This is a genomic window from Microbacterium sp. NPDC091382, from assembly GCF_044757025.1.
In the GTDB taxonomy this organism is placed as follows: Bacteria; Actinomycetota; Actinomycetes; order Actinomycetales; family Microbacteriaceae; genus Microbacterium.
This window is the reverse complement of record NZ_JBIVUD010000002.1, coordinates 451,043-477,513: the sequence shown is the minus strand read 5'-3', so window position 1 is coordinate 477,513 and position 26,471 is coordinate 451,043. Positions and strand designations below refer to the sequence as shown.

The 26,471-nt window shown below is 69.0% G+C and carries 28 protein-coding genes; 25 read left to right on the top strand and 3 right to left on the bottom strand.

The window, feature by feature from the left end:
• Positions 1–31 precede the first annotated feature (31 nt).
• The 10 genes from pdxS to ACIQLK_RS09735 all read left to right on the top strand — a co-directional run bounded on the left by pdxS (position 32) and on the right by ACIQLK_RS09735 (position 10,240).
• On the top strand, positions 32–922 hold the full coding sequence (gene pdxS / locus ACIQLK_RS09780) for a pyridoxal 5'-phosphate synthase lyase subunit PdxS (protein ID WP_400364550.1): 891 nt from the start codon (positions 32–34) through the stop codon (positions 920–922).
• Positions 919–1,509 carry a pyridoxal 5'-phosphate synthase glutaminase subunit PdxT gene (gene pdxT, locus ACIQLK_RS09775; RefSeq protein ID WP_400364549.1) on the top strand — a complete coding sequence of 197 codons (591 nt, stop codon included), beginning with the start codon at positions 919–921 and terminating at the stop codon, positions 1,507–1,509. The genes pdxS and pdxT overlap by 4 nt, the downstream gene beginning before the upstream one ends.
• A gap of 58 nt (positions 1,510–1,567) precedes the next feature.
• Positions 1,568–2,332 carry a YebC/PmpR family DNA-binding transcriptional regulator gene (locus tag ACIQLK_RS09770; protein WP_400364547.1) on the top strand — a complete coding sequence of 255 codons (765 nt, stop codon included), beginning with the start codon at positions 1,568–1,570 and terminating at the stop codon, positions 2,330–2,332.
• Positions 2,333–2,387: 55 nt separating this feature from the next.
• Positions 2,388–2,948 carry a crossover junction endodeoxyribonuclease RuvC gene (gene ruvC / locus ACIQLK_RS09765; RefSeq protein ID WP_400364546.1) on the top strand — a complete coding sequence of 187 codons (561 nt, stop codon included), beginning with the start codon at positions 2,388–2,390 and terminating at the stop codon, positions 2,946–2,948.
• Positions 2,949–2,995: 47 nt separating this feature from the next.
• The gene (gene ruvA, locus ACIQLK_RS09760) at positions 2,996–3,607 is read left to right on the top strand and encodes a Holliday junction branch migration protein RuvA (protein ID WP_400364545.1); all 612 of its coding nucleotides are present in this window, start codon (positions 2,996–2,998) and stop codon (positions 3,605–3,607) included.
• A complete protein-coding gene (gene ruvB / locus ACIQLK_RS09755) occupies positions 3,600–4,631 on the top strand; it encodes a Holliday junction branch migration DNA helicase RuvB (protein ID WP_400364544.1) in 1,032 nt (343 codons plus the stop codon). The genes ruvA and ruvB overlap by 8 nt, the downstream gene beginning before the upstream one ends.
• Positions 4,632–4,707: 76 nt before the next feature.
• Positions 4,708–5,160: a preprotein translocase subunit YajC gene (locus ACIQLK_RS09750; RefSeq protein ID WP_400364542.1), complete on the top strand. Its 453-nt coding sequence runs from the start codon at positions 4,708–4,710 to the stop codon at positions 5,158–5,160.
• Between the two features lie 38 nt (positions 5,161–5,198).
• Entirely contained in the window at positions 5,199–6,914 is a 1,716-nt protein-coding gene (secD, locus tag ACIQLK_RS09745; protein WP_400364540.1) for a protein translocase subunit SecD, read from the top strand.
• On the top strand, positions 6,914–7,903 hold the full coding sequence (gene secF, locus ACIQLK_RS09740) for a protein translocase subunit SecF (protein ID WP_400364539.1): 990 nt from the start codon (positions 6,914–6,916) through the stop codon (positions 7,901–7,903). The genes secD and secF overlap by 1 nt, the downstream gene beginning before the upstream one ends.
• Positions 7,904–7,972: 69 nt before the next feature.
• A complete protein-coding gene (locus ACIQLK_RS09735) occupies positions 7,973–10,240 on the top strand; it encodes a RelA/SpoT family protein (RefSeq protein WP_400364538.1) in 2,268 nt (755 codons plus the stop codon).
• Here the strand turns inward: ACIQLK_RS09735 and ACIQLK_RS09730 are convergent.
• The 3 genes from ACIQLK_RS09730 to ACIQLK_RS09720 all read right to left on the bottom strand — a co-directional run bounded on the left by ACIQLK_RS09730 (position 10,210) and on the right by ACIQLK_RS09720 (position 12,512).
• Positions 10,210–10,788 (bottom strand): SAM-dependent methyltransferase, encoded by a 579-nt coding sequence (locus tag ACIQLK_RS09730; RefSeq protein ID WP_400364536.1) that lies wholly within the window; start codon positions 10,786–10,788, stop codon positions 10,210–10,212. The genes ACIQLK_RS09735 and ACIQLK_RS09730 overlap by 31 nt on opposite strands.
• A gap of 98 nt (positions 10,789–10,886) precedes the next feature.
• Positions 10,887–12,140 carry a DUF349 domain-containing protein gene (locus ACIQLK_RS09725; RefSeq protein WP_400364534.1) on the bottom strand — a complete coding sequence of 418 codons (1,254 nt, stop codon included), beginning with the start codon at positions 12,138–12,140 and terminating at the stop codon, positions 10,887–10,889.
• A gap of 69 nt (positions 12,141–12,209) precedes the next feature.
• Complete coding sequence (locus ACIQLK_RS09720) at positions 12,210–12,512, bottom strand: dioxygenase (RefSeq protein WP_400364532.1); 303 nt, start codon at positions 12,510–12,512, stop codon at positions 12,210–12,212.
• Between the two features lie 125 nt (positions 12,513–12,637).
• Between ACIQLK_RS09720 and ACIQLK_RS09715 the strand changes: the two genes are divergently transcribed.
• The 15 genes from ACIQLK_RS09715 to nusB all read left to right on the top strand — a co-directional run bounded on the left by ACIQLK_RS09715 (position 12,638) and on the right by nusB (position 26,404).
• Positions 12,638–13,987, top strand: coding sequence for a replication-associated recombination protein A (locus ACIQLK_RS09715; RefSeq protein WP_400364530.1), 1,350 nt, complete (start codon positions 12,638–12,640; stop codon positions 13,985–13,987).
• Complete coding sequence (locus ACIQLK_RS09710; RefSeq protein WP_400364529.1) at positions 13,980–14,900, top strand: tetratricopeptide repeat protein; 921 nt, start codon at positions 13,980–13,982, stop codon at positions 14,898–14,900. The genes ACIQLK_RS09715 and ACIQLK_RS09710 overlap by 8 nt, the downstream gene beginning before the upstream one ends.
• Before the next feature lie 139 nt (positions 14,901–15,039).
• The gene (rpsD, locus tag ACIQLK_RS09705; RefSeq protein ID WP_018186731.1) at positions 15,040–15,696 is read left to right on the top strand and encodes a 30S ribosomal protein S4; all 657 of its coding nucleotides are present in this window, start codon (positions 15,040–15,042) and stop codon (positions 15,694–15,696) included.
• A gap of 137 nt (positions 15,697–15,833) precedes the next feature.
• The gene (locus tag ACIQLK_RS09700; protein ID WP_400364528.1) at positions 15,834–16,055 is read left to right on the top strand and encodes an ATPase; all 222 of its coding nucleotides are present in this window, start codon (positions 15,834–15,836) and stop codon (positions 16,053–16,055) included.
• A gap of 68 nt (positions 16,056–16,123) precedes the next feature.
• Positions 16,124–18,790, top strand: a complete 2,667-nt coding sequence (gene alaS, locus ACIQLK_RS09695; protein WP_400364527.1) for an alanine--tRNA ligase — start codon at positions 16,124–16,126, stop codon at positions 18,788–18,790.
• Positions 18,787–19,239, top strand: a complete 453-nt coding sequence (gene ruvX / locus ACIQLK_RS09690) for a Holliday junction resolvase RuvX (protein WP_400364525.1) — start codon at positions 18,787–18,789, stop codon at positions 19,237–19,239. The genes alaS and ruvX overlap by 4 nt, the downstream gene beginning before the upstream one ends.
• A 19-nt stretch (positions 19,240–19,258) precedes the next feature.
• Positions 19,259–20,680, top strand: a complete 1,422-nt coding sequence (gene mltG, locus ACIQLK_RS09685) for an endolytic transglycosylase MltG (protein WP_400364523.1) — start codon at positions 19,259–19,261, stop codon at positions 20,678–20,680.
• Positions 20,680–21,513: a shikimate dehydrogenase family protein gene (locus ACIQLK_RS09680; RefSeq protein WP_400364522.1), complete on the top strand. Its 834-nt coding sequence runs from the start codon at positions 20,680–20,682 to the stop codon at positions 21,511–21,513. Before mltG ends, ACIQLK_RS09680 begins: the two co-directional genes overlap by 1 nt.
• Before the next feature lie 4 nt (positions 21,514–21,517).
• Entirely contained in the window at positions 21,518–22,744 is a 1,227-nt protein-coding gene (gene aroC / locus ACIQLK_RS09675) for a chorismate synthase (RefSeq protein ID WP_400364521.1), read from the top strand.
• Positions 22,731–23,276: a shikimate kinase gene (locus ACIQLK_RS09670; RefSeq protein ID WP_400364520.1), complete on the top strand. Its 546-nt coding sequence runs from the start codon at positions 22,731–22,733 to the stop codon at positions 23,274–23,276. The genes aroC and ACIQLK_RS09670 overlap by 14 nt, the downstream gene beginning before the upstream one ends.
• Positions 23,273–24,352, top strand: a complete 1,080-nt coding sequence (aroB, locus tag ACIQLK_RS09665; protein WP_400364518.1) for a 3-dehydroquinate synthase — start codon at positions 23,273–23,275, stop codon at positions 24,350–24,352. The genes ACIQLK_RS09670 and aroB overlap by 4 nt, the downstream gene beginning before the upstream one ends.
• Positions 24,349–24,882, top strand: a complete 534-nt coding sequence (locus ACIQLK_RS09660; RefSeq protein ID WP_400364517.1) for a GNAT family N-acetyltransferase — start codon at positions 24,349–24,351, stop codon at positions 24,880–24,882. The genes aroB and ACIQLK_RS09660 overlap by 4 nt, the downstream gene beginning before the upstream one ends.
• Positions 24,883–24,891: 9 nt before the next feature.
• Positions 24,892–25,338 (top strand): type II 3-dehydroquinate dehydratase, encoded by a 447-nt coding sequence (locus ACIQLK_RS09655; RefSeq protein ID WP_400364515.1) that lies wholly within the window; start codon positions 24,892–24,894, stop codon positions 25,336–25,338.
• Positions 25,339–25,428: 90 nt separating this feature from the next.
• Positions 25,429–25,989 (top strand): elongation factor P, encoded by a 561-nt coding sequence (efp, locus tag ACIQLK_RS09650; RefSeq protein ID WP_065570560.1) that lies wholly within the window; start codon positions 25,429–25,431, stop codon positions 25,987–25,989.
• Positions 25,990–25,996: 7 nt separating this feature from the next.
• A complete protein-coding gene (nusB, locus tag ACIQLK_RS09645; protein WP_400364513.1) occupies positions 25,997–26,404 on the top strand; it encodes a transcription antitermination factor NusB in 408 nt (135 codons plus the stop codon).
• The last annotated feature ends 67 nt before the right edge of the window (positions 26,405–26,471 follow it).

Below are 26,471 nucleotides of genomic sequence, written 5' to 3'. Positions count from 1 at the left end.
TCTATGTCCGGGTCATGCTAACTTTTGGCCTATGCCAACAACTTCCACCGGGACGGGGCGCGTCAAGCGCGGTCTCGCCGAAATGCTCAAGGGCGGCGTCATCATGGACGTCGTCACCGCCGACCAGGCCAAGATCGCTGAGGATGCCGGAGCGGTCGCCGTCATGGCACTCGAGCGCGTCCCCGCCGACATCCGCGCGCAGGGCGGCGTTGCGCGTATGAGCGACCCGGATCTCATCGACGACATCATCGCGTCGGTCTCCATCCCCGTGATGGCCAAGGCTCGGATCGGCCACTTCGTCGAGGCTCAGGTGCTGCAGGAGCTCGGCGTCGACTACATCGACGAGTCCGAGGTGCTCTCGCCGGCCGACTACGTGAACCACATCGACAAGTGGGACTACACGGTGCCGTTCGTCTGCGGCGCGACCAATCTCGGCGAAGCCCTTCGCCGCATCACCGAGGGCGCGGCGATGATCCGCTCGAAGGGTGAGGCGGGAACGGGGGATGTCTCCGAGGCGATGAAGCACATCCGGAAGATCCGCGGTGAGATCGCCGCGCTGTCCGCGCTCTCGAAGGACCAGCTCTACGTGGCCGCGAAGGAGCTTCAGGCACCGTACGAGCTCGTCGCCGAGGTGGCGGAGACCGGGGTGCTGCCCGTCGTGCTGTTCGTCGCCGGCGGCGTCGCGACCCCTGCCGATGCGGCCATGATGATGCAGCTCGGCGCCGACGGCGTCTTCGTCGGCTCCGGCATCTTCAAGAGCGGGAACCCGGCCGAACGAGCAGCCGCGATCGTCAAGGCGACGACGTTCTTCGACGATCCGAAGGTCGTCGCCGACGTCTCGCGCGGCCTCGGCGAAGCCATGGTCGGCATCAACGTGTCCGACCTTCCGGCTCCCCACCGGCTGGCGGACCGGGGCTGGTGACGGGTCCGCGCGTCGGCGTCCTCGCCCTCCAGGGTGGCGTCCGCGAGCACGTCACGGTGCTCACGGACCTGGGTGCCGACGTCCGGCTCGTCCGCCGACCCGAGGATCTCGCCGCAGTGGGAGGTCTCGTTCTGCCCGGCGGGGAGTCAAGCGTCATCGACAAGCTGTCGCGTGCCTTCGGCCTGCGGGATCCTCTCCGAGCGGCGATCGCCGAAGGGATGCCGGTACTCGGCACGTGCGCAGGTCTCATCCTCCTCGCGGATCGGCTGGAGGACGGTATCGCAGGTCAGCAGACCCTCGGCGGGCTGGACGTGACGGTGCGGCGGAACGCGTTCGGATCCCAGACGCAGTCGTTCGAGACCGATCTCGAGGTGGCCGCCGTGGGGGAGGCCCCGGTGCACGCGACCTTCATCCGGGCGCCGATCGTGAGCGAGGTCGGCCCCTCGGTGGAGGCGATCGCGCGTCTTCCCGAGGGAGGGATCGTCGGGGTGCGCCAGGGTTCGCTGGTCGGTCTCTCCTTCCATCCCGAGCTGGAGGGCGAGACGCGTTTCCACGGCCTGCTGCTGGACGCTGCGCGCCGCGCGTAGCGGACGGGCGCGAGGGCGGTCGTAGACTAGGACCTGCGCTTTTTCCGAGAGGAGTCCCGTGAGCGGACATTCCAAGTGGGCAACCACGAAGCATAAGAAGGCCGTGATCGACGCGCGTCGCGCGAAGTCGTGGGCGAAGCTCATCAAGAACATCGAGGTCGCCGCCAAGCTCGGCGGTGCCGATCTGCAGGGCAACCCGACGCTGTTCGATGCCGTCCTGAAGGCCAAGAAGACGTCGGTCCCCAAAGACAACATCGACCGCGCCATCAAGCGCGGCGCGGGCATCGGCGGCGAGTCGGTCGAGTACACCTCGATCATGTACGAGGCATACGGTCCGAACGGCGTGGCACTCATGGTCGAGTGTCTGACCGACAACAAGAACCGCGCCGCCGCCGAGGTCCGAACGGCTCTCACGCGCAACGGCGGCACGCTCGCCGACCCGGGGTCGGTCGCCTACAACTTCGCCCGCAAGGGTGTCATCGTCGTCTCGGGCGAGGGCACGACCGAGGACGACGTCATGATGGCGGCCCTGGAGGCCGGTGCGGAGGAGATCGAACCCCACTCTGAGGGCTTCGAGATCGTGACCGAGGCATCCGATCTCGTCACGGTGCGCTCCGCGCTCACCGACGCGGGCATCGAGTACGAGTCGGCAGATGTCGAGTTCGTCCCGAATCTGAAGGTCGAGATCGACGCCGACACGGCCCGCAAGGTCTTCCGGCTCATCGACGCCCTCGAGGACAGCGAGGACGTCCAGAACGTCTACGCCAACTTCGACCTCACCGCCGAGGTGCAGGCAGAGCTCGAGGACGACGAGTCCGAGTAAGCCGTACCGGGCGCGCCGACGAGCGGATGCCGCACCTCCCGCCTAGCGTGGGGGAGTGGCATCCGCTCTTCGCGTTCTCGGCATCGACCCGGGACTGACCCGATGCGGGGTCGGCGTGGTCGACGTCCGCCGCGACAGGTCGGCATCGCTCGTCCACGTGGGAGTCGTCCGCTCCTCGCCCGAGGCGCCGATCGAACAGCGCCTCGCGACCATCGCGGCCGGGATCCGAGCGGTCCTCGCGGAACACCGGCCGGACGTGGTGGCCGTCGAGCGCGTCTTCGCGCAGCAGAACCGCAGCACGGTGATGGGTACGGCGCAGGCGAGCGGCATAGCCCTGCTGCTCGCGGCCGAGCACGGTCTGCCCGCGGCGACGCACACGCCGTCCGAGGTGAAGGCGGCGATCACCGGGTACGGGAGCGCCGAGAAACTGCAGGTCCAGACGATGGTCGCCCGGGTCCTCGGGCTGGATGCGCTGCCGCAGCCGGCGGACGCCGCCGACGCACTCGCGCTCGCCCTGTGCCACGCGTGGCGTCGAGGACCGTCGGCGACGGTCGGTGCCGTGCTGACGCCGGCGCAGCGCGCGTGGGCCGAGGCCGAGAAGGCGTCGCGACGCTGATGCGTGTCGCTCGAACATACGTCCGAACGCTCCCGTAGGCTCGGACCATGATTTCCTCGCTGCGCGGCCGCGTGCTGCACCTCGAACCGGACTCCGTCGTGATCGACGTGCACGGCGTCGGCTACGCTGTGGCGGTCACCGCGCAGCACGCGCGGCAGCTGCATCCGGGCGACGAGGTCTTCGTGCACACCGCGATGATCGTGCGCGAGGACGCGATGCTCCTCTTCGGCTTCGAGGAGCGCTCCGAACTCGACGTCTTCGGCCAGCTCCTGAGCGTCTCGGGTGTCGGGCCGAAGTCGGCGCTCGGCGTCCTCTCGTCGCTGACCGTGGACCAGATCGCCACGGCGGTGGCCGACGAGGACGACGCCCCGTTCCGGCGGGTCTCGGGCATCGGACCGAAGACCGCGAAACTGATCGTCGTGCAGCTGGCGGGCAAGCTCACCCCGCCCGCCCGCACCGCCGCGGGAGCGCCCGCGCCGCAGGGACTGGGAGCGCAGGTCTCCGCCGCGCTCACGGCGCTCGGATGGAACGAGCGCGTCGCCTCCGAGACGGCCGAGAGCGTGCTGTCCGACGCGCCGGCCGGGGCCACCGTGCCGGCCCTCCTCAAGCTCGCACTCGCCCAACTGGGTCCGGCGCGCGCGGAGCGCAGCGGTGTCTGACGCGCGCGACCAGCGTCTGCCCGAGGACGAGAGCGAGCTGGCCGTCGAAGGCGCGCTCCGTCCGGGCTCGCTCGCCGAGTTCATCGGCCAGATGAAGGTGCGAGGTCAGCTGCAGCTGCTGTTGGACGCCGCCCGCATCCAACAGCGACCGGCCGACCACATCCTCCTGTCGGGCCCCCCGGGACTCGGCAAGACGACACTCGCCATGATCGTCGCGCACGAGAGCGATCGCCCGCTCCGGATGTCGAGCGGCCCGGCGATCCAGCATGCGGGCGATCTGGCCGCGCTCCTGTCGAGCCTCGTCCCCGGCGAGGTGCTGTTCATCGATGAGATCCATCGGATGGCTCGCTCCGCCGAGGAGATGCTGTACCTCGCCATGGAGGACTTCCGCATCGACATCATGGTCGGCAAGGGCGCCGGTGCCACCAGCATCCCGCTCGACCTCGCACCCTTCACCCTGGTCGGCGCGACCACGCGGTCCGGCCTTCTGCCCAACCCGCTGCGCGACCGTTTCGGATTCACCGCGCATCTCGAGTACTACGAGCCCGTCGAGCTCGAGCAGGTCATCGCCCGCTCCGCCGTGATGCTCGACGTCGATGTGCCCGCGGCATCCCGTGAGGAGATCGCCCGACGCTCGCGGGGCACGCCTCGCATCGCGAACCGACTGCTCCGGCGCGTGCGCGACTACGTCGTCGTGCACGGCGGGTCGTCGACGCAGGCCTCGACGGCCGACGTCTCGGCGGCGCTCGACCTCTACGACGTGGACGATCTGGGGCTCGACCGGCTCGACCGGGCGGTGCTCGACGCCCTCGTGCGGCGGTTCCGAGGCGGGCCTGTCGGGCTCAACACGCTCGCCGTCACCGTGGGGGAGGAGGCGGACACGATCGAGTCGGTCGTCGAGCCCTACCTGGTCCGCATCGGCTTCATGGGACGCACACCCCGGGGCCGCGTGGCCACGCCCGAGGCGTATGCGCACCTGGGGATCGCCCGTCACGACGGGGCGCTCACCCTCGATGACCTATAATCGCTGAAGGCTCCGGCCTCCCACCCTCTTCGCCGCATCGATGCGGCGTGCCCTCTCGAAAGGCGGACCCGCGTCCATGTTGCTCCTCGCCCAGCAGAACACCCAGCAGGCCCCCACCGGAGGAAACTTCTTCACGGACTACGGCCTGCTCATCCTGCTGGCGGCACTGCTGGTCTTCATGTTCATCAGCTCCCGTCGTCGCACGAAGAAGATGAAGGAACAGCAGGAGCAGAAGGCTCAGCAGATGGTTCCGGGCGTGAAGGTCCTTCTGCAGGGCGGTCTCTACGGGACGATCGTCGAGTACGACCCGACGGACCTCTCCAAGCCCGCCCACGTCGAGCTCGCTCCGGGCATGGTCGTCGAGGTCCACAGCCAGGCGATTCTGCGCATCGTCGAGGACGAGGAGCCCGTCGTCGAGGAGACCGACCAGGTCGCCGGTGACGACGTCATCGTCTCGCGCGACGAGACCATCCTCGACTCCCGTCCCACCGACGGTACGCCCGACGCGGACGACAAGCCCAAGGCCTGACCTTCCCGCTCCGGCGGTCCCTGACGAAAGCTCCCTCCGTGGCCTCATCCACCCCCGTCCGCCGCGCCTGGCGCGCACTCATCGGACTCCTCGCTCTGACAGCCGTCCTCTTCGGGGTGAACGCCGCGGGCGTGTACCTCTTCGAGAGGAGCTCCTGGGTCCCCGAGCTCGCCCTCGACCTCCAGGGCGGCACGCAGATCATCCTTCAGGCGCAGACGAAGGCGGGCACGGATCCCACGCCCGAGCAGATGCAGCAGGCGGTCTCGATCATCCGCCAGCGCGTGGATGCCTCCGGTGTGGGGGAGACCGACATCACGACCCAGGCGGGCAACCAGATCGTCGTGCAGCTCCCCGGCATCGCCGACGAGGAGACCCGTGACCGCATCGGTCGCTCCGCGCAGATGCAGCTGCGCGCCGTCCTCTACACGGCGGCGCCGAGCAATACCTTCGTCGGTGACGACGGCAAGCAGACGCCGTACCCGACGCCCGGCCCGTCGCTGAACGCGACGCCCACCCCGGCGCCGACCAACGGCAGCGACTTGTCGTGGGCGACGGAAGAGCTGCAGGCGCAGTTCCTCGCGTACGACTGCGCGAAGCCGGCGACCGATCCGGCACAGGAACCGGCGGACGAGCCCCTCATCACCTGCGACACGGACGGCTCGGCGAAGTACCTCCTCGGTCCGGTGGAACTCGACGGATCCGCCATCTCCGACGCCACCAACGGCCTGAACTCCCAGAACGGCCAGTGGGCCGTCAACATCGTCTTCAACGGCGAGGGCACCAAGACCTTCGGCGACATCAGCCAGCGCCTGTTCAACCTGCAGTCGCCGCAGAACCAGTTCGCCTTCGTCCTCGACGGCGAGGTCATCTCCGCCCCGTCGATGAATGCGGTGATCACGGACGGCAAGCCGCAGATCACGGGCAACTTCGACCAGGAGACGTCGAAGACGCTCGCCGACCAGTTGAAGTACGGCGCGCTCCCGCTGAGCTTCGAGGTGCAGAGCAGCAACGCGATCTCGGCGACGCTCGGGTCTCAGCAGCTCCTCATCGGTCTCGTCGCCGGGCTCATCGGTCTCGCCCTCGTCGCGGTCTACTCCCTGACCGTCTATCGCGCGCTCGGGTTCGTGATCATCGCGTCGCTCGCGGTCATGGGCATCCTGACCTACATCACGCTCTGCATCCTGGCGTGGCGCATGGGCTTCCGCTTGTCGCTCGCCGGTGTCGCGGGCCTCATCGTCACGATCGGCTTCACCGCGGACTCGTTCATCGTGTACTTCGAACGCATCCGCGACGAGCTGCGCGACGGCAAGTCCATCACCGGCGCCGTCGAGGACGGCTGGGCGCGCGCGAAGCGAACGATCTACATCTCGAAGTCGATCAACATCCTCGCCGCCGTGGTGCTCTACATCCTCGCGGACGCGACCGTGAAGGGCTTCGCGTTCACGCTCGGCCTCACGACCGTGATCGACATCCTGATCTTCATCCTGTTCACCCACCCCGTGCTGCAGCTCCTCGCCCGGACGCGTTTCTTCGGCGGTGGCCACACGTTGTCGGGTCTCGACCCGACGGCGCTCGGCGCCGTCTATCGCGGTCGTGCGCAGTTCCGCGCGCCGGTGGCCACGGGGGGCAAGTCGCAGGCTGAGAAGCGGTCGTCGCGTTCTCGTAGTGAGGCGGTCCGCCGCCAGACCATCGCCGAGCGCAAGCTGGCGCAGCAGAGCGGCGATACGCGCTCGGCAGGGGAGGGGGACGACTGATGCGTTCCATGAGTGACTTCGGAAACGACCTCTACACCGGGAAGGTCTCCTTCCCGTTCGTCGGGCGTCGCCGCCTCTGGTTCCTGATCGCCGCGATCCTCGTCATCGGCTCGGCGCTCGTTCCCGTCTTCCGTCCCGTCCAGTTCTCGATCGAGTTCACCGGTGGGTCGCAGTTCACGGTCAACGATGTCGCCAACCCCGATCAGCTCATCGCCACCGAGGCGGTTCAGTCCGTGGTGAGGGATGCCGCGACCCGCGTCACCACGGTCGGCGATGACAGCGTGCGTATCCAGACCGACCAGCTCGGCGAGATCGAGACGCGCGAGGTCACGGACGCGCTCGTGAAGGCGTACGGCGTGTCGGACGACAGCGTCAGCTCGTCCTTCATCGGACCCAGCTGGGGTGAGAGCGTCACGAGGCAGTCCCTCTGGGGCCTCGCGATCTTCCTCGTGCTGACCTTCCTCATCCTGGCGCTCTACTTCCGCACGTGGAAGATGTCCGTCGCCGCGATGATCGGTCTGGTCGACGTGCTCGTCGTGACCGTCGGCGTCTACGCCCTCTTCGGGTTCGAGATCTCGCCCGCAGCCGTCATCGGCTTCCTGACGATCCTGTCGTACTCGCTCTACGACACCACGGTCGTCTTCGACAAGATCCGTGAGAACACCTTCGAGGACGGAGAGAAGTCCGGCCGCACCTTCGGGGAGTCGGTCAACCTCGCGGTGAACCAGACCCTCGTCCGGTCGATCAACACGACCGTCGTCGCCGTCCTCCCCACGGGGGCGATCCTCTTCATCGGTGCGCTGTGGCTCGGCGCTCAGACGCTGACCGACATCTCCCTGTCGATCTTCGTGGGCACCATCGTCGCGGCCTACTCCACGCTGTTCGTGGCCGCGCCGCTCTACTCGCTGCTGCGTGAGAACGAGGTCGACCTGAAGGCGCGCGATCAGCGGGTCCTCGAGTCCCGCTCGGCCGCTGTCGCCACGGTCTGAGCGGCATGGCCGCGGGCGTAGGATTGACCTCCAGTTCCACGCGCGCAGAGGCAGGCAGGAGGCGATCGCATGGCTGAAGCGGTCACTCCGACGGGGTCGGCGACGGGCGGGCAGTCCCTCCGCAGGCTCGTCCCGCGCATCTTCTCCCGCGCACCGTCGCGCGATGCGCTCGAGGAACTCATGCGGACGGTGCGCATGCACCATCCGAAGGGTGACATCGCGATCGTCGAGCGCGCCTATCGGACGGCGGCGAAGGCTCACGCCTCGCAGAAGCGCCAGAGCGGTGAGCCCTACATCACACACCCGCTCGCCGTGGCCCAGATCCTCGCCGAGCTCGGTCTCGGTCCGCGCGCGATCGCAGCCGCCCTCCTGCACGATACGGTCGAGGACACCGAATACTCGCTCGAGCAGCTGACCGCGGACTTCGGCGACGAGGTCGCCATGCTCGTCGACGGCGTCACGAAGCTCGACAAGGTGAAGTACGGCGACGCCGCGCAGGCGGAGACCGTGCGCAAGATGATCGTGGCGATGTCCAAGGACATCCGCGTCCTCCTCATCAAACTCGCCGACCGGCTGCACAATGCGCGCACGTGGGGCTTCGTCCCACCGGAGAAAGCTGCGAAGAAGGCACGCGAGACTCTCGAGATCTACGCCCCGCTGGCGCACCGCCTCGGCATCCAGACGGCTAAGAGCGAGCTGGAGGATCTGTCCTTCGCCGTTCTGCATCCGAAGCTGTACGCCGAGATCGACTCGCTCGTCAAGCAGCGCACCCCGCAGCGCGAGCAGTACGTGCACACGGTCATCGACAACGTGGAGGCGGACCTGCGTGATCTGCGCATCCGCGGCCGCGTCATGGGACGTCCGAAGCAGCTGTACTCCGTGTACCAGAAGATGGTCGTCCGCGGTCGCGAGTTCGATGACATCTACGACCTCATCGGCATCCGCGTCATGGTGAACACCGTGCGGGACTGCTATGCGGTGCTCGGCGCGATCCACGCCCGGTGGACGCCGATCCCGGGGCGCTTCAAGGACTACATCGCGACGCCGAAGTTCAATCTCTACCAGTCGCTCCACACCACGGTCATCGGTCCCGGCGGCCGTACGGTGGAGATCCAGATCCGCACCCACGAGATGCATCAGCAGGCCGAGTACGGCGTGGCGGCTCACTGGAAGTACAAGGAGCAGGTCGCCGGCGGCAAGGCCGATTCCAAAGCGGTCGATCAGGACATGGCCTGGCTCGCGCACATCTCCGACTGGCAGGCCGAGACGGCTGACCCGAGCGAGTTCCTCGACTCCCTCCGCTTCGAGATCGGTGCGAAAGAGGTCTACGTCTTCACGCCGAAGGGTCGTGTCGTGGGGCTCCCCGCCGGCGCGACGCCGGTCGATTTCGCCTACGCCGTGCACACCGAGATCGGTCACCGGACCATGGGGGCCAAGGTCAACGGGCGACTGGTGCCGCTCGAGTCGGAACTTCATTCCGGCGACGTCGTCGAGGTGTTCACCTCGAAGAATCCGGATGCCGGCCCCAGCCAGGACTGGCTGGCGTTCGTCAAGAGCACCCGAGCGCGCAACAAGATCCGCGGGTGGTTCACCAAGGAGCGACGTGACGAAGCCGTAGAGCAGGGCAAGGACGCCATCGCTCGCGCGATGCGCCGGCAGAATCTGCCGCTGCAGCGCCTCATGAACCAGGACTCCTTCACGGCGGTCGCGCACCAGCTCCGCTACGAGGACGTGACCGCCCTCTACGCCGCCGTGGGCGAGGGTCACGTCTCGACGCAGTCGGTCATCGAGAAGGTCACCGCTCTCGTGCGGTCCGAGGAGGAGGACACCTCCACCGGCCCCATCGACCTCCCGGCCGTCGGCCGGTCGAAGGCGCCGCGCGGCGGAGACTCGGGCGTCCTCGTTCGCGGTGCACCCGACATCCTCGTCAAGCTCGCGAAGTGCTGCACGCCTGTTCCTGGCGACGAGATCGTGGGCTTCGTCACCCGCGGCAGCGGAGTCTCCGTGCACCGGGCCGACTGCACGAACGCCGGCGCGCTCCGTGACCAGCCGGACCGCCTCATCGAGGTGTCGTGGGCTCCAACCTCGAAGAGCGTGTTCCTCGTCCACATCCAGGTCGAGGCGCTGGACCGTTCCGGCCTCCTGAGCGACATCACGCGAGTGCTCAGCGAGCATCACGTGAACATCCTCTCGGCATCCGTGCAGACGACGAACGACCGTCTCGCGCTCAGCCGCTACGTGTTCGAGATGGGGGACACGGTCCACCTCGACCGCGTCCTGAACGCCGTCCGGCGCATCGACGCGGTCTACGACGTGTATCGCGTCACCTCCTCCTGACGTCGCCGCAGCTCGGCTGCCGCCGCTCGCTTGTGGTGGACCGGTCCGGCGTGCTCGATCCATGAGACGGCGTCGTCGAGCAGGTCCGGGCGCCAGGCGAGCATGTCGTCGACGAGGCGGTGTGCTGACGCGCCGATCGATGCTTCGCGGATGAGGTCGATGAGCGTCCGAACCGGCGTCGTGACGGCGACGCCGCTGATCATCTCGACGTCGTGGGAGGGCAGCGCGACGTCACGGAACCGGATCCGGGCGTCGACCGGGAACGACGCGCGCCGTCGGCCGGCGCGCTGCAGGCTGTGCACGAGCGGCGGGTCCGGGACGGCTCCGTGCACCCACGCGGCACTCGCATGGGTGACGGCGCGCTCCGGCCCGCCTACCGGGCGGAAGGATGCCGCGCGCAGCTCGCGGGTCTCGACGGCGTCCGCCGGCATGAACGCGTCACCGATCTCCACCAGGTCGCCGTCCATGCGAGCTGCCGTCAGCTCAGCGGTCGACAAGCGTTCGCCGGCGAAGTAGAGGAACGGCCACATGAGGGCAGTCTGCGCCATCCGGATGCGCCGTCGTCCGGGGGTCGACGCGGCTGTGGAGAAACGCCGAGAGCGGGGCACCCCGGGAGGAGTGCCCCGCTCTCAGCGAATGAGCCCTCTCAGCCGCCGAGGGCGCGCAGCCAGCCCTTGCGGGCCTCGAGCGCGTCCTTCGCCTTGGCGATGGCGGCCTTGTCCTTCGTGGCCTCGGCAGCAGCCAGCTCGTCCTCGAGCTTCGAGATCGCGTCCTGCAGCTGACTCGCCATGTCGCTCTGACGCGCCTTGGTCTCGGGATTGTTGCGCTTCCAGTCCTCGTCCTCGCGCGACTTCAGCGCCGTCTCGACCTTGCGGAGCTGATCGTCGAGTCCGCGCTCGGTGTCGCGCGGGAAGACCCGACCGATCTCGTCCCACCGACGCTGGATGCCCGTGAGGAGGGCACGGGCCTTGGCGTTGTCCTTCTCCTTCGATACACCGGCGGCTTCGTCGAGGAGAGCGCGCTTGGCCTCGATCTTCTCCTTGGAAGCCTCGACATCAGCGTTCTCACGCTCGATGCGTGCGCCGTAGAGGACATCTCCCGCGGCCTTGAACCGAGCCCACAGCGCGTCATCGGCCTTCTTGCCGGCACGGCCGGCGTTCTTCCACTGATCGAGAAGCGTGCGGTAGGCGGGAATGCCGTCCTCTCCCTGCGGGGCGAGGGCTTCCGCGCGTTCGACGAGGCGCGTCTTCGCATCGCGGGCGCTCTTGTGCTGTTCGTCGAGGCTCGAGTAGAACTCGCGGCGATGCTTGTCGACGACGGCACGGGCATCGCGGAATCGCTTCCACAGTTGCTGACCGACCGCCTTGGGCAGGCGGGGGCCGGTGCTCTGGTGCTCCTGCCAGCGGGCGAAGAGCGCCGCGACATCCGCCGTCGTCTGCTTCCACTGGATCGACCGCGGATCCTTCGCGGCGATCGCCTCGATCTCGGCGACGATGCCCTCCCGCTCGGCGACAGCGGCGTCGACGGCAGCACGCTGGGCCTGCGCCTCTTCCGCACTCGCCTCGGACAGCGCCCCCTCGAGCGCCGTCACGCGGGCGTCGAGCGAGGCGAGGTCACCGACGGCGGCCGCGCCGTCGAGTCGCTCGCGGATGGTGCGGGCGGTGCTGCGCAGATCGGACGCCGACGCACCGCCGCGGCGGTGGCGTACTTCGAGGAGCGTGACCTCGGAGGCGAGGTCGGCGTACTTGCGCTCGAAGTAGGCGAGTGCCTCTTCTGGGGTGCCGTCGGGATACTGACCGACGACACGCCACTGATCGCCCTCTCGGACGGAGACGGTGCCGTCGTCATCGACACGGCCCCACGGCTGGGTCTCGGCGGATTCGGGGGTGGCGGAACTCACGGGGGTCACCTCGTCGGCGGCATGCGCCGCATGGGGGTCGGATTGGTGACTCAGCCTAGTACGCGTCGGTCACGGAGTCGGAGTGGGAGTCGGCGAATCCGACGGCGCGAGGGAGGGAGCGGGAGTCGTGTCCGGGCTCTGAGACGGGGACGGAGACGGCGCGGGCTCGGGAGCGCCGGGACCGAGGGTGTAGAAGGCGACCTGTCCGCCCAGCACCGCGAGCAGAAGCACGCCGCCGGCGATGCCGGCGATCACGTTGTCGCGACGTCGACGCTGGATGACGGACGCGTGGAAACGCCGACGCGCCTCGTAGAGACGTGCGCGCTCGCGACCCTGCGCGGTCGCGCGTGTCCTGTCCTTGCCCGTCGCCACGGCGAACCTCCCGTCGAGGCTGGCGTGAGCGCAGCCTCCTGCAGATTATTCGGGCCCCGCGCGTGCGGCAAACCCGGTATCCGAGCCGGCGGCGCGACGTCGGTGGGGGCGATTAGCCTGGAGGGATGGCACAGAGTGACGCGCTTTTCCGTGGAGCGACGCCTCTGGCCGTGAGGATGCGCCCGGCATCGCTCGATGAGGTCGCCGGTCAGACCCACCTGTTGCGGCCGGGCTCACCGCTCGTCGCCCTCGCCGACCCGGGGCGCGCGACCACCGGCGCGGTGTCCGTCATCCTGTGGGGGCCGCCGGGGACGGGCAAGACGACCCTGGCGCAGGCGATCGCGCGGACCTCCGGTCGTCGATTCGTCGAGCTTTCCGCCGTCACCGCCGGCGTCAAGGACGTCCGTGAGGTCATGCAGGAGGCGATGACGCAGCGCGACCTGTACGGTGCCTCCACGATCCTCTTCCTCGACGAGATCCACCGCTTCACCAAGGCGCAGCAGGATGCCCTGCTGCCGGGTGTCGAGAACGGATGGGTCATCCTCATCGCCGCGACGACTGAGAACCCGTCGTTCTCCGTGATCTCGCCCCTGCTCTCCCGGTCGCTCCTGCTGACGCTGCAGCCGCTCACCGACGCGGACCTCGGGATGCTCATCGATCGCGCCGTGACCGATGCCCGTGGCCTCGCCGGCGCCGTCGAGCTGTCGGACGAGGCGCGGGCCGCGCTCGTCCATCTCGCGTCCGGTGACGCGCGTCGTGCGTTGACCTCGTTGGAGGCTGCGGCGTCGATGGCCGAGCCCGCTGAGTCGTCGGAGGGCGACGAGGATGCCCCGGCTGAGCGGGCGGTCATCACGGCAGAGCACGTCGCACAGGCCGTCGACCGTGCGCTCCTTCGGTACGACCGGCAGGGCGATGAGCACTACGACGTCATCAGCGCTTTCATCAAGTCGATTCGAGGGTCCGACCCGGATGCCGCGATGCACTACCTCGCCCGGATGATCGAAGCCGGAGAGGACCCGCGGTTCATCGCGCGACGTCTCGTCATCTCGGCCGCCGAGGACATCGGGCTGGCCGACCCGCAGGCCCTCCAGATCGCGGTCGCGGCCGCCGACGCGGTGGCCTTCATCGGGATGCCGGAGGGACGCATCCCGCTCGCGGAGGCCACGGCGTACCTGGCGACGACGGCGAAGTCCAACGCCGCCTACAGCGCCATCAACGCCGCGATCGCGGATGTGCGAGCCGGCGGTTTCGGGCGCGTCCCGGTGCACCTGCGCGACGCGCACTACGCCGGGGCGAAGCGCCTCGGCCACGGCAAGGGCTATGTGTATCCGCACGATCTGGAGGTCGGCGTCGCGACGCAGCAGTACCTGCCCGACGAGCTCCGCGGTCGCCGCTACTACGAGCCGACCGCTCGCGGCGTGGAACGCGACATCTCAGCCCGTCTCGAGAAGATCAGGAAGATCCTCGGTGAGTGACGTCGAGGGGGCGGACGTGGACTGGCGGCGGCGGATCGACGAGGTCTGGGCACGGGCCGACGACAACAAGCCAGAGGCGCTGCGAGCCGCCATGGAGGACGTGCTGTCGGAGGTTCCCGAACACGACCCGCGGGCGCTGTTCGAGCGTGCCTCGGTCGAGGACTACCTCGGCCAGGAGGCAGCCGCGATACCGCTGTACCGGGCTGCGCTGGCCGCCGAACTCGCTCCTCCGTACGAGACCCAGGCGAAGATCCAATTGGCGAGCTCGCTTCGGAACGTCGGGGACGCCTCGGGAGCGATCGCCGTTCTGAAGGACATCTCGCCGACTGATCCGCTGGCCACGGCCGCGGCGGGATTCCAAGCCCTCGCGCTCTACGACGACGACAAAGCCGTGCGTGCCCTTCGGACCGCGCTCGAGGCGCTGTCCGACGAGATCCCGCTCTACAACCGGGCCTTGCGGTCGTATGCCTCGGAGATCACGACGCGCCCCCGCATCCGCGTCATCGCCGTGGCGATCGTCCTGCGGGACGGAGCCGTCCTGGGAGAGGAGTATCGGGCGACGCCCGAACGCGCATCCTTCCTTCGAGCCCCCGGTGGCGGCGTCGAGCCGGGGGAGACGGCGGAGGCGGCCGTTCGACGCGAGCTCGCCGAGGAACTTGGAGCGACGGTGTCCGACGCCCGACTGCTCGGCGTCGTCGAGAACATCTTCGACAACGAGGGGCGGTCCGGACACGAGATCGCGTATGTCTTCGCGGTGCGCAGTCCGGAGCTCGACACGCTGGGCGACGACGAGCGCATCCAGGTGCTCGACGGCGACACTTCGGTCGGCTGGTACCGGATCCACGACCTCGACCCGGATGCGTTCCCCTTCTACCCGCCCGGTGCGCTGGATCTGGCGCGCGGCCAGGGGTGATCCGACCCGTCTGCTAGGCTTAATCGGCTCGAAACCGTGTTTTCGGGCATCCTCTTCTCTCTTTCCCACCTTTCGGCGTGCCCCGGCGTGCAGTCCGCAAGGGCGAGAGAAGGCGATACGCCCGTGAGCCGTGAAAGACATGGCCACGTCATGGAAGGAAGATTTCGTGGCAACGAAGTCCCAGGACCGCCGCAAGGTGCGCCTCTCGCGCGCCCTCGGCGTCGCACTGACCCCCAAGGCCGCCCGCTACCTCGAGAAGCGTCCCTACGCTCCCGGTGAGCACGGCCGCACCAAGCGCAAGCAGGACAGCGACTACGCCGTCCGTCTTCGCGAGAAGCAGCGTCTGCGCGAGCAGTACGGCATCCGCGAGAAGCAGATGCGCAACACGTTCAACGAGGCCCGTCGCACGGAGGGTCTGACCGGTGAGAACCTCGTCGAGCTCCTCGAGATGCGTCTCGACTCGCTCGTGCTCCGTTCGGGCTTCGCCCGCACGACGGCACAGGCGCGTCAGCTCGTCGTGCACCGTCACATCCTCGTCGACGGCCAGCTTGTGGACCGCCCGTCCTTCCGCGTGAAGCCGGGCCAGACGATCCACGTCAAGGCCAAGAGCGAGGCTCTCGAGCCGTTCCAGGTCGCAGCCGCCGGCGGTCACGCCGAGGTCCTGCCCCCCGTTCCCGGCTACCTGTCGGTCGAGCTCGACAAGCTCCAGGCCCGTCTCGAGCGTCGCCCCAAGCGCGCCGAGGTTCCGGTGACCTGTGAAGTCCAGCTCGTCGTCGAGTACTACGCCGCGCGCTGAGCGAGGCGTAGTACCTCTGCGGAGCAGACAACAGTTCAACTACGCCGCGCGCTGAGCGGGGCTCGACCGTTCGCACGGTCGGAAGGGGCGTCGGGTTCTCCCGGCGCCCCTTCTGCTTTGCACCTAACATGGACCCCATGAAGAAAGTCCTCTGGTTCCTGATGGGCATCGCCGGCGGTTTCATCGCCGCGCACCTGATCAACAAGGATCCTCGAGGACAGGAGCTCCTCGCCGAGGTCGACCTCCGCATCTCCGAATTCACCGACCGGATGGCCGATGCCTACCGGACCCAGGAAGCGAAGATCGAGGGCATCGTCGCGGACGCCACGGATGCCGCGTCCGCCCCGCAGGGCGACTGACCACACACCATCTCCCGGTCGCGGCCTCTCGGACGCGACCGATCCCGCATGCAGTTTGAGGACACACGATGAAGACCGCTGAGATCGCCCGGCGCTACCTGGACTACTTCGAGAAGCGCGGGCACACGATCGTGCCCTCGGCATCCCTCGTCAGCGACGACCCGGCGCTGCTGTTCACCGTCGCCGGCATGGTCCCCTTCATCCCGTACCTTTCCGGCGATGTCCCCGCGCCCTACAAGCGGGCGGCCGACAACCAGAAGTGCATCCGCACCAACGACATCGAAGAGGTCGGCAAGACGCCGCGGCACGGAACGTTCTTCCAGATGCTCGGCAACTGGTCTTTCGGCGACTACTTCAAGAAGGACGCCATCCGCTACGCGTGGGAGCTTCTGACCACGCCGGACGAGGACGGCGGTCTCGGCTTCGACCCGAAGGACCTCTGGGTGACGGTCTACGAGGAGGACGACGAGGCGATCCGGCTCTGGCTCGAGCACTCGACCCTTCCCGAGGAGCGCATCCAGCGGCTGGGCAAGGACACGAACTACTGGACGACGGGCCTGCCCGGTCCGGCGGGTCCCTGCTCCGAGATCTTCTTCGATCGCGGTCCCGAATACGGCGTCGACGGCGGCCCTGCGACCGACGATGATCGCTACGTCGAGATCTGGAACCTCGTGTTCATGCAGTACGAGATCACGAACGTGCGCTCGAAGTACGAGTTCGACATCATCGGGGACCTCCCCGCCCAGAACATCGACACCGGCATGGGTCTCGAGCGCGTCGCATTCATCAAGCAGGGCGTCGACAACATGTACGAGACGGACCAGGTCCGTCCCGTCCTCGACAAGGCCGTCGAGCTGTCGGGCAGGCGGTACGGCGAGAACCACGACGACGACGTCCGCTTCCGCGTCGTGGCCGACCACGTCCGGTCCTCCCTCATGCTCCTCTCCGACGGAGTGACACCGGCGAACGACGGTCGTGGCTACATCCTGCGCCGCCTCATGCGCCGCGCGATCCGCTCCATGCGTCTGCTCGGCGTGGAGGGACCGACGTTCGCCGAGCTCTTCGCGGTCTCACGCGACGCGATGAAGGAGTCCTACCCGGTCGTCGAGACGGACTACGCTCGCCTGTCGCAGTACGCGCTGGCCGAGGAGGCGACGTTCCTCCGAACGCTCGCCAGCGGCTCCGAGATCCTCGACACCTCGATCGAGTCGGCGAAGTCGACGCAGGCGACCTCGCTGAGCGGGTCGCAGGCCTTCCTGCTGCACGACACCTACGGCTTCCCCATCGATCTCACGCTCGAGATCGCCGAGGAGGCGGGTCTCTCGGTCGACCGAGCCGGTTTCGACACCCTCATGAAGGAGCAGCGCGACCGCGCGAAGGCCGATGCCCGCTCCCGCAAGCGGCAGCTGGCCGACACGAGCGTCTACCGCGATTTCCGCGCCCTGGGTGAGACCGTCTTCACGGGATACACCGATCTCGAGACGGAATCCCGGATCCTCGGCATCCTCGTCGACGGTGCCCCGGCCGACCGCGCTTCGCAGGGGCAGATCGCCGAGGTCATCACGGCGGAGACGGCGCTCTACGCGGAGTCCGGCGGGCAGGTCGCCGACAAGGGCGTCATCGTCGGTCCGGGATACGAGCTCGAGGTCCTCGATGTGCAGAAGCCCGTCCCCGGCCTCATCAGCCACACCGTCGAGGTGACCACGGGTGAGGTCGCCGTCGGTCACGCCGCGACGACGGTGGTGGATGCCGCCAACCGCCGCGCGGCCGCTCAGGCGCACTCCGCGACCCACCTCGTTCATGCGGCACTGCGCGACACGCTCGGCAAGAGCGCGACGCAGGCGGGCTCGCTGAACCGCGCCGGATACCTCCGGTTCGACTTCTCGTGGGGGCAGGCGCTCTCACCGGAGACACGGAGCGAGATCGAGGAGATCGCCAACAACGCCGTCCGGGACGACCTCGAGGTCACGACCCGCGTCATGTCTCTCGACGACGCGAAGGCCGCGGGCGCAATGGCCCTGTTCGGCGAGAAGTACGGCGACACGGTCCGGATGGTCGACATCGGCGGTCCTTGGTCACGCGAGCTCTGCGCCGGAACCCACGTGGCCTCGAGCGCACAGGTCGGCCTCATCAATCTCGTGGGCGAGTCCTCGGTGGGGGCCTCCAACCGACGTGTCGAAGCGCTCGTCGGGCAGGACGCATTCCGGGAGCTCGCGGCCGAGCGGGCGATCGTCTCGCAGCTCACATCGGGCCTGAAGATCCCGCGTGACCAGCTGCCGGCCCGCATCGCCGAGCTGCAGGCCAGCTTGAAGGCCGCCGAGAAGAAGATCGCGCAGTTCGAGGCGAAGGCGCTCGGTGAGCGTGTGCCGGCCCTGGCGGCATCCGCCGTCACCGCCGGTGCCCACCGGGTCGTCGCGCAGTCGGTCGGGGCCGTCGGTTCGGCCGACGATCTCCGCACCCTGGCGCTTCAGGTGCGGGAGCGTCTCGGCTCCGATGCCGCCGTCGTCGCTCTCGCCGGCGAGGCCGGCGGTCGCCCGGTCGTCATCGTCGCAACGAACGAGGCGGCGCGCGCGGCAGGCGCCAAGGCGGGTGTTCTCGCGAAGACCGCTGCGGGTGTCCTCGGCGGCGGCGGCGGCGGTCGCGACGACGTCGCCCAAGGCGGCGGGACGGATGCCGCGTCCCTGCCGGCTGCGCTGAGCGGCATCGTCGCGGCGCTGGAGGGTGCGACCGCGTGAGCGGTTTCCGTCGCGGGGTCCGTCTCGGCATCGACGTCGGGCGAGCCCGCGTCGGAGTCGCGCGATGCGACCCCGACGGGATGCTCGCGGTCCCGGTCGAGACCGTCCCGCGGGCGGACACCTCTGTCGCGCGTATTCTCGAGCTCGCCCGCGAGTACGAGCCGATCGAGATCCTCGTCGGGCTGCCCATCAGTCTGGGCGGATCGGAGACCGCGTCGACGGCGGATGCCCGGGAGTTCGCGACCGAGCTCGGCGCCGCGGTCGAGGTACCCATCCGCCTGGTCGACGAGCGTCTGAGCACCGTCTCGGCCAACGCCGTGCTGCGTCAGAACGGGCGATCGCAGAAGTCATCTCGTAGGATCGTTGACCAGATCGCCGCGGTCGTCCTCCTCCAGCAGGCGATCGACGTCGAGAAGAGCACCGGTAACCCGGCCGGCGCAGTGCTGTAGGAGACGCAGGAGTCCACCGATGCCCGAGACCCCGTCGCCCGGCGACCGCCCCGACGACTTCCGCGGAGACCAGCTCGGCGGCGTGCGCTCCGAGGCCCCGTCGTCCCGTCGAGCAGCGCGCGAAGCCCAGCGCGGTGTCGCCCCGGACGCCTCCGACGCTCAGACGTCGGTGCCCGGCGAAGACGGAGTGGGTCGGCCGGCTGCTGCCGTGCCCGCGGCATCCGCGCCCGCTCCACGGCCGCGCACGCCGGAGAGGTCGATCGCATCGACGACCGCACCGATCGACGCGCTGTTCGAGGAGAACGGGCTGAGGGCTCCGTCGAGTTCCTCGAAACGGCATGACAAGGATCGCCGCAAGAGCCGGGTGGCGGCCTGGGGCGTGTTCGCCATCGTCCTCGTGATCATCGGCGGTCTGGTCGGGGGTGGTGTCGCCGTCTGGAACACGTACGAGGACCAGATCCGGAAGGTGATGGGCTGGGAGGAGCCGAAGGACTTCGAGGCGGGGATGGCCGAAGGCGAGGCGAGCGTCACCGTGCTCTCGGGTCAGACCGGCGCCGACATCTCGCGAACCCTTTTCGACGCCGGGGTGACGAAGACCTCCGGGGCTTTCTACTCGTACCTGATCGACAGCGCGGAGGACACGAGCGCACTCAAGCCGGGGGTCTACTCCCTGCAGAAGAAGATGACGTCCGAGGCCGCCTACCAGGCTCTGCTCGATCCGGAGAACAGGCAGGAGTACACCGCTCAGCTGCGCGAGGGCTTGACCGTCGCCCAGTCGGTTCCGCGCATCGCGGAAGGGATCGGCCTGCCGCTGAAGGACGTCGAGGCTGCCGTCGAGGATCCGAGCGTCTACGGGGTGAAGGCCGAGAGTCTGGAGGGGTGGCTGTTCCCGGCCACGTACACCTTCGACCCCGACGTCACGGCGAAGGACGTCATCCAGCGGATGGTCGACCGGACGGTTCAGGCCCTCGACAAGGTCGGCGTCCCCGCCGATCAGCGGGAACGGATCCTCACCGTCGCCTCGATCATCGAGAAGGAGGCGCGGAGCGCGGACGACTTCTACAAGGTGTCGCGCGTCATCGAGAACCGCCTCGACCCCGCCATCAGCGACACGAACGGGCTGCTGCAGATGGACTCGACCGCGCAGTACCCCTTCCAGGACCGCGAAGGCGGCGCCAGCTCGCGAGCCGAGGAGCTCGAGGACGACAACGGCTGGAACACCTACAAGAAGAAGGGACTCCCGGTCACTCCGATCGCGAACCCCGGCGAGCTGGCGATGAAGGCCGCGCTCGAACCGGCGGACGGCCCCTGGCAGTACTTCGTCACCGTGAACCTCCAGACGGGCGAGACCGTCTTCTCCGCCACGTTCGCCGAACACGAGAAGGCCGTGACGCAGTACCAGCAGTGGTGCCGTGACAATCCCGACGGGGGCTGCTCCTGATGACCGGTGTCGCCCTGGAGGTCTGGGGCGATCCGATCGGACACAGCCGCTCGCCCGCCATGCACAGGGCAGCGTACGCGCTGCTCGGATGGGACTGGACGTACGGCCGGCGCCGGGTCGACGAGGGTTCCTTCCTCGCGGAGCTGGCGGGACTGGATGCCTCGCACCGCGGGCTGTCGCTGACGATGCCGTTGAAGCACGCCGCCTTCGCCGTGAGCGACGACAGGGATGCGCGCGCGATCCTGACCGGCGCGGCCAACACGCTCGTGAGGACGACCGACGGGTGGCGGGCGTTCAACACGGACGTCGGTGGCGTCGTCGCGGCTGTGCGAGAACAGGGGGTCCCGACGGTCGATCGCGCGCGCATCGTGGGCGCCGGGGCGACGGCATCCGCTGCTCTCGTCGCGCTGTCGGAGCTCGGGGTGCGAGACGTCGAGATCTCCGCACGTCGTCCGGACGCCGCGGCGCCGCTCGTCGGGCTCGGCGAGCGCCTCGGCGTAGCGGTCACGGCGGTGCCCCTGGTCGAGCCCGCGCGGCGGGCGGTCGATGTGACGATAGCCACCCTCCCAGGAGGCGTCTCGATCGACGACGCGGTGGCCGACGGTCTCGCCGCGACCGGCGGCCCCCTCATGGACGTCGTGTACGGGCACTGGCCGACCGATCTGTCGCGGGCGTGGGCGCGCGCCGGAGCGTCCGCACGTGGGGGAGAGGGGATGCTGCTGCACCAGGCCGTGCTGCAGATCCGCGCGTTCGCCAGCGGCGGGGTGGACGATCCGCTGCCCCGCGAGGCTGAGGTCGTGTCCGTCATGCGCCGCGCGCTCATGGGAGACTAGACCAATGCTCCGCGTGCTCACCGCCGGCGAATCCCACGGCCCCGAACTCGTCGCCATCATGGAGGGTCTGCCCTCCGGCGTCCCCGTCTCGCTCGACGCCATCCGCGCCGACCTCGCCCGCCGCAAGCTCGGCTACGGCCGCGGCTCGCGGATGAAGTTCGAAGAGGACGAGCTGAACCTCTCGGGCGGCGTCCGTCACGGTCTGTCGCTCGGCAGCCCGATCGCCCTGCGCATCGGCAACACGGAGTGGCCGAAGTGGATCGAGGTCATGAACCCCGAACCCACGGAGCTGAGCGAACGCTCCCGCGGCCGCGGCGCCGCCCTCACGCGTCCCCGTCCCGGCCACGCCGACCTCGTCGGCATGCAGAAGTACGACTTCGACGAGGCCCGTCCGATCCTCGAGCGCGCGAGCGCACGCGAGACCGCGGCGCGCGTCGCCCTCGGCGCGATCGCCCGGAGCTTCCTGTCGGAACTCGGCATCCGTCTCGTCAGCCACACGCTGTCGATCGGTCCGGTCCAGGTGCCCGACGGTGCAGAGCTTCCGGGGCCGGATGATGTCGACGCGCTCGACGCCGATCCGCTCCGTTGCTTCGATGCCGCCACCTCCGAGCGCATGGTCGCCGAAGTGGATGCCGCCAAGAAGGACGGCGACACCCTCGGCGGGATCGTCGAGGTCCTCGCCTACGGCCTGCCCCCGGGTCTCGGATCGCACGTGCACTGGGACCGCCGCCTCGACGGCAAGCTCGCCCAGGCACTCATGAGCATCCAGGCCATCAAGGGCGTCGAGGTGGGCGACGGCTTCGAGACCACGCGTCGTCGCGGCTCGGCCGCCCACGACGAGCTGTTCGCGACCGAGGACGGCATCTCGCGGGCCTCCGACCGTGCCGGAGGAACCGAAGGCGGGATGTCGACGGGAACCGTCCTCCGCGTCCGCGCCGGGATGAAGCCGATCGCCACCGTCCCACACGCCCTGCGCACCGTCGATGTCGCCACGGGGGAGACCGCCGCGGCGCACCACCAGCGGTCCGACGTCTGCGCCGTCCCCGCGGCGGGCGTCGTCGCTGAGGCGATGGTCGCCATCGTGCTGGCCGACGCCGTGCTCGAGAAGTTCGGCGGCGACAGCATCCGCGAGACCCGTCGCAACCTCGAGACCTACCTTGCGGCGATCCCCGAGACGCTGAAGACGACCCCCGCGTCGGAGGCGGCTCTCCTCGCGCATGACCTCGCCTGATCCGCGGGCGATCGTGCTCATCGGTCCCATGGGGGCCGGAAAGACGAGCGTCGGCAAACGAGTCGCGAAACGACTCGGGCGCACCTTCCACGACACGGATGCCATCATCGTTCGCGCGCACGGACCGATCGCGGATCTGTTCGCGACGCAGGGGGAGCCGCATTTCCGGGCTCTCGAACGCGATGCGGTCGCGGAAGCCCTGCAGTCCGGCGGCGTCGTCTCGCTGGGAGGCGGCGCCGTGCTCGACGAGACCACCCGGGAGCGACTGCGCTCCCACCGGGTGGCCCTGCTGACCGTCGCCCCGCGCGTCGTCGCCCGGCGGCTGGGCGAAGCGGCATCCCGTCCGCTGCTGTCCGGCGACGGTGAGACGCCGATCGAGCGTTGGGAGCGCATCTACGCCGAACGGCGGCCCGTCTACGAGGCCATCGCCGACGCGACCTTCGACACCTCGTCGGGGCCGCTCGAGAACATCGTGACCGCCATCGCGGACTGGGCAGCGCCCGCCGCCGACACCTCGGGAGTCACCCCATGACCCACACCACCATCAGCGTCACCGGCGACTCGCCGTACGACATCCACGTCGGCCGCGGCCTGCTCGCCGGCGTCCGCGACCACTTCGCGCCGACGGTCAAGAAGGTGCTGATCGTCCACACCCCGCGACTGGGTGCGAAGGCGGCCGACCTCCGCGAACTCCTGCTCGCCGACGGGTCTCTCGAGGTGCTCACCGCCGAGGTCCCGGACGCCGAGGACGGCAAGCGCATCGAGGTCGCGGCGTTCTGCTGGCAGGTCATGGGACAGGCCGACTTCACCCGAACCGACGCCGTCATCGGTTTCGGTGGCGGCGCCGTCACCGATCTCGCAGGTTTCGTGGCGGCATCCTGGCTGCGCGGCGTGCAGGTCGTGCAGATCCCCACGACGGTCCTCGGAATGGTGGATGCCGCGATCGGCGGCAAGACCGGGGTGAACACCGCTGAGGGCAAGAACCTCGTGGGCGCCTTCTGGGCGCCGCGCTCGGTCATCTGCGATCTCGACGTGCTCGACACGCTGCCGCGCAACGAGACGGTCGCCGGCTTCGCCGAGGTCCTGAAGGCCGGTTTCATCTGGTTCCCCGAGATCCTCGACATCGTCGAGCGCGACCCCGAGGCCGCCGTCGACCCCTCGACCGAGGAGTTCCGCCGCTGCATCGAACTCGCGATCGAGATGAAGGCGCGCGTCGTCAGCGAGGATTTCCGCGAGGCCGGCCTGCGCGAAGTGCTCAACTACGGACACACCCTCGGACACGCGATCGAGCACGCCGAGCGGTACCGCTGGCGTCACGGCGCCGCCATCTCGATCGGCATGATGTACGTCGCCGAGCTGTCCCGCCTGGCGGGGCGCCTGTCCGACGAGGACGTCGCGCGCCACCGTCGCATCTTCGACCTCCTTGGCCTTCCCACGAGCTACCGGATGGACGGCTGGCAGCATCTCCTCGGCGTCATGCAGCGCGACAAGAAGTCCCGCGCCGGCATGCTCCGCTTCATCGTGCTCGACGCGATCGGCAAGCCCACCGTGATGCAGGCCCCGGACGAGTCGCTGCTGTTCGCGGCGTACCAGGAGATCGCCGGGTGACGGATGCCGCGGTCCGCCGAGTCCGCGTGCACGAGTGGCGCGAGGTCCGCGAGCTCCGGATCCGGGCGGTCAGCGATCCTGCGGCGTCCATCGCGTTCCTGACCACGCGCGAGCAGGAGCTGGCCCGCGATGATGCGCACTGGCAGTCCCGAGTCGCGGACGCGGCTCTCGGCCAGAACGCGGCGCAATTCGTGTCGATCGCCGGGGAGCGGTGGGTCGGATCCGCGACGGTGCTCGTGCGGGACGCCGGTGCGACCGACGCGCTCGGACGTCCTGTCGCCGCCCCGCGGGCTGAACTCGTGGGCGTCTTCGTCGACGCCGACCACCGCGGGCGAGGCGTCCTCGACGAGCTCGTGGCGGCGGCATCCGTGTGGGCCCAGGCCGTCGGAGCGGACGGGCTGACCCTCGACGTCCACATCGACAACGCCCGCGCCCAGGCGGCCTACCGCCGGCTCGGCTTCATCGCCACGGGGCTCGCGCTGGACACCGACGTCGGGCGCGAGATCCAGATGCACCGCCCGTCCCAGTAGGGTCGTCACGTGTCGACCCCCCGCCGCCTGCTGCTCGTCAACGGACCGAATCTGAACCTCCTCGGCATCCGTGAGCCCGATGTCTACGGCCACGAGACCCTCGCAGACGTCGAGACTCTCGTCGCGCGGGCCGCGGCCGAGTACGGCTACGAGGTCCGCGCGGTGCAGAGCAACCACGAGGGCGTCCTGATCGACGCGATCCACGCGGCGCGTGCCGACTGCGCCGGCATCGTCATCAACCCGGGCGGGCTCACGCACACCTCCGTCGTGCTCCGCGACGCCCTCTCGGGGGTTGCGCTGCCCGTCGCGGAGGTCCACATCTCCGATGTGATGGCGCGGGAGCCCTTCCGTCACCACTCTTATGTCGCGGATGTCGCCGTCGTCCACGTCGTCGGCCGGGGGGTCGCCGGCTACGCCGAGGCGACTCGCGAGCTGATCTCGAAGCTCGCCGGCTGACCGGTTCCCGGGGCGGAGGTCGCGGCATCCCGTAGAATCGATCGTCGGCCGCTCCGGCCCCGAACTCATCGAACGGAAAATCGCACTCTCATGGCATCCACTGCAGACATCAAGAACGGCGTCGTCCTGTCCATCGACGGACAGCTCTGGAACGTCGTCGAGTTCCAGCACGTGAAGCCCGGCAAGGGTGGCGCCTTCGTCCGCACCAAGCTCAAGAACGTCGTCTCGGGCAAGGTCGTCGACCGCACCTACAACGCGGGCGCGAAGATCGAGATCGAGAACGTCGACCGCCGCGACTTCACTTACCTCTACAACGACGGCGACAGCTACGTCTTCATGGACGTCGCCGACTACGACCAGCTCAACGTCTCGGCCACCGTCGTCGGTGACGCGGCCAACTACCTGCTCGAGAACCAGCAGGTGCAGATCGCGCTGAACAACGGCAACCCGCTCTACGTCGAGATGCCGGCTTCGGTCGTCCTCGAGATCACGTACACCGAGCCGGGTCTGCAGGGCGACCGCTCGTCGGCCGGCACGAAGTCCGCCACCCTCGAGACCGGTTACGAGATCCAGGTTCCGCTGTTCGTCGAACAGGGCACCAAGGTCAAGGTCGACACGCGCACCGGGGACTACCTCGGCCGCGTGAACTGACCGCCCGATGAGCGCTCGGAGCAAGGCGCGCAAGCGCGCCCTCGACATCCTCTACCAGGCCGACATCCGCGGCGACGAACTCGGTGTCACCCTCGCCGCCGAGGCCAAGCGCGCGGCGAACGAGCCTGCGCGTGAGGCCTCGTGGCTGTACGCCCGCGAGATCGTCGACGGCGTCATCGACGCGCAGAGCGAGATCGACGAGCAGATCGTCACGCACGCGCGTGATTGGAAGCTCGAGCGGATGCCGGCGGTCGACCGCGCCATCCTGCGGATCGGCGTGTGGGAGATCCTTCACAACGACCAGGTGCCGACCGCGGTCGCGATCGACGAGGCGGTCGAGCTCGCCAAGGAGTTCTCGACCGACGACTCCGGCTCGTTCGTCCACGGCGTCCTCGCGCGGATCGCGCGCAGCTGACCCGGGGCGCGTCACCCGCGTTCGCGCGGACTTGGTGTTCCCTCGGCCGATGGCGGGAGATGACTTC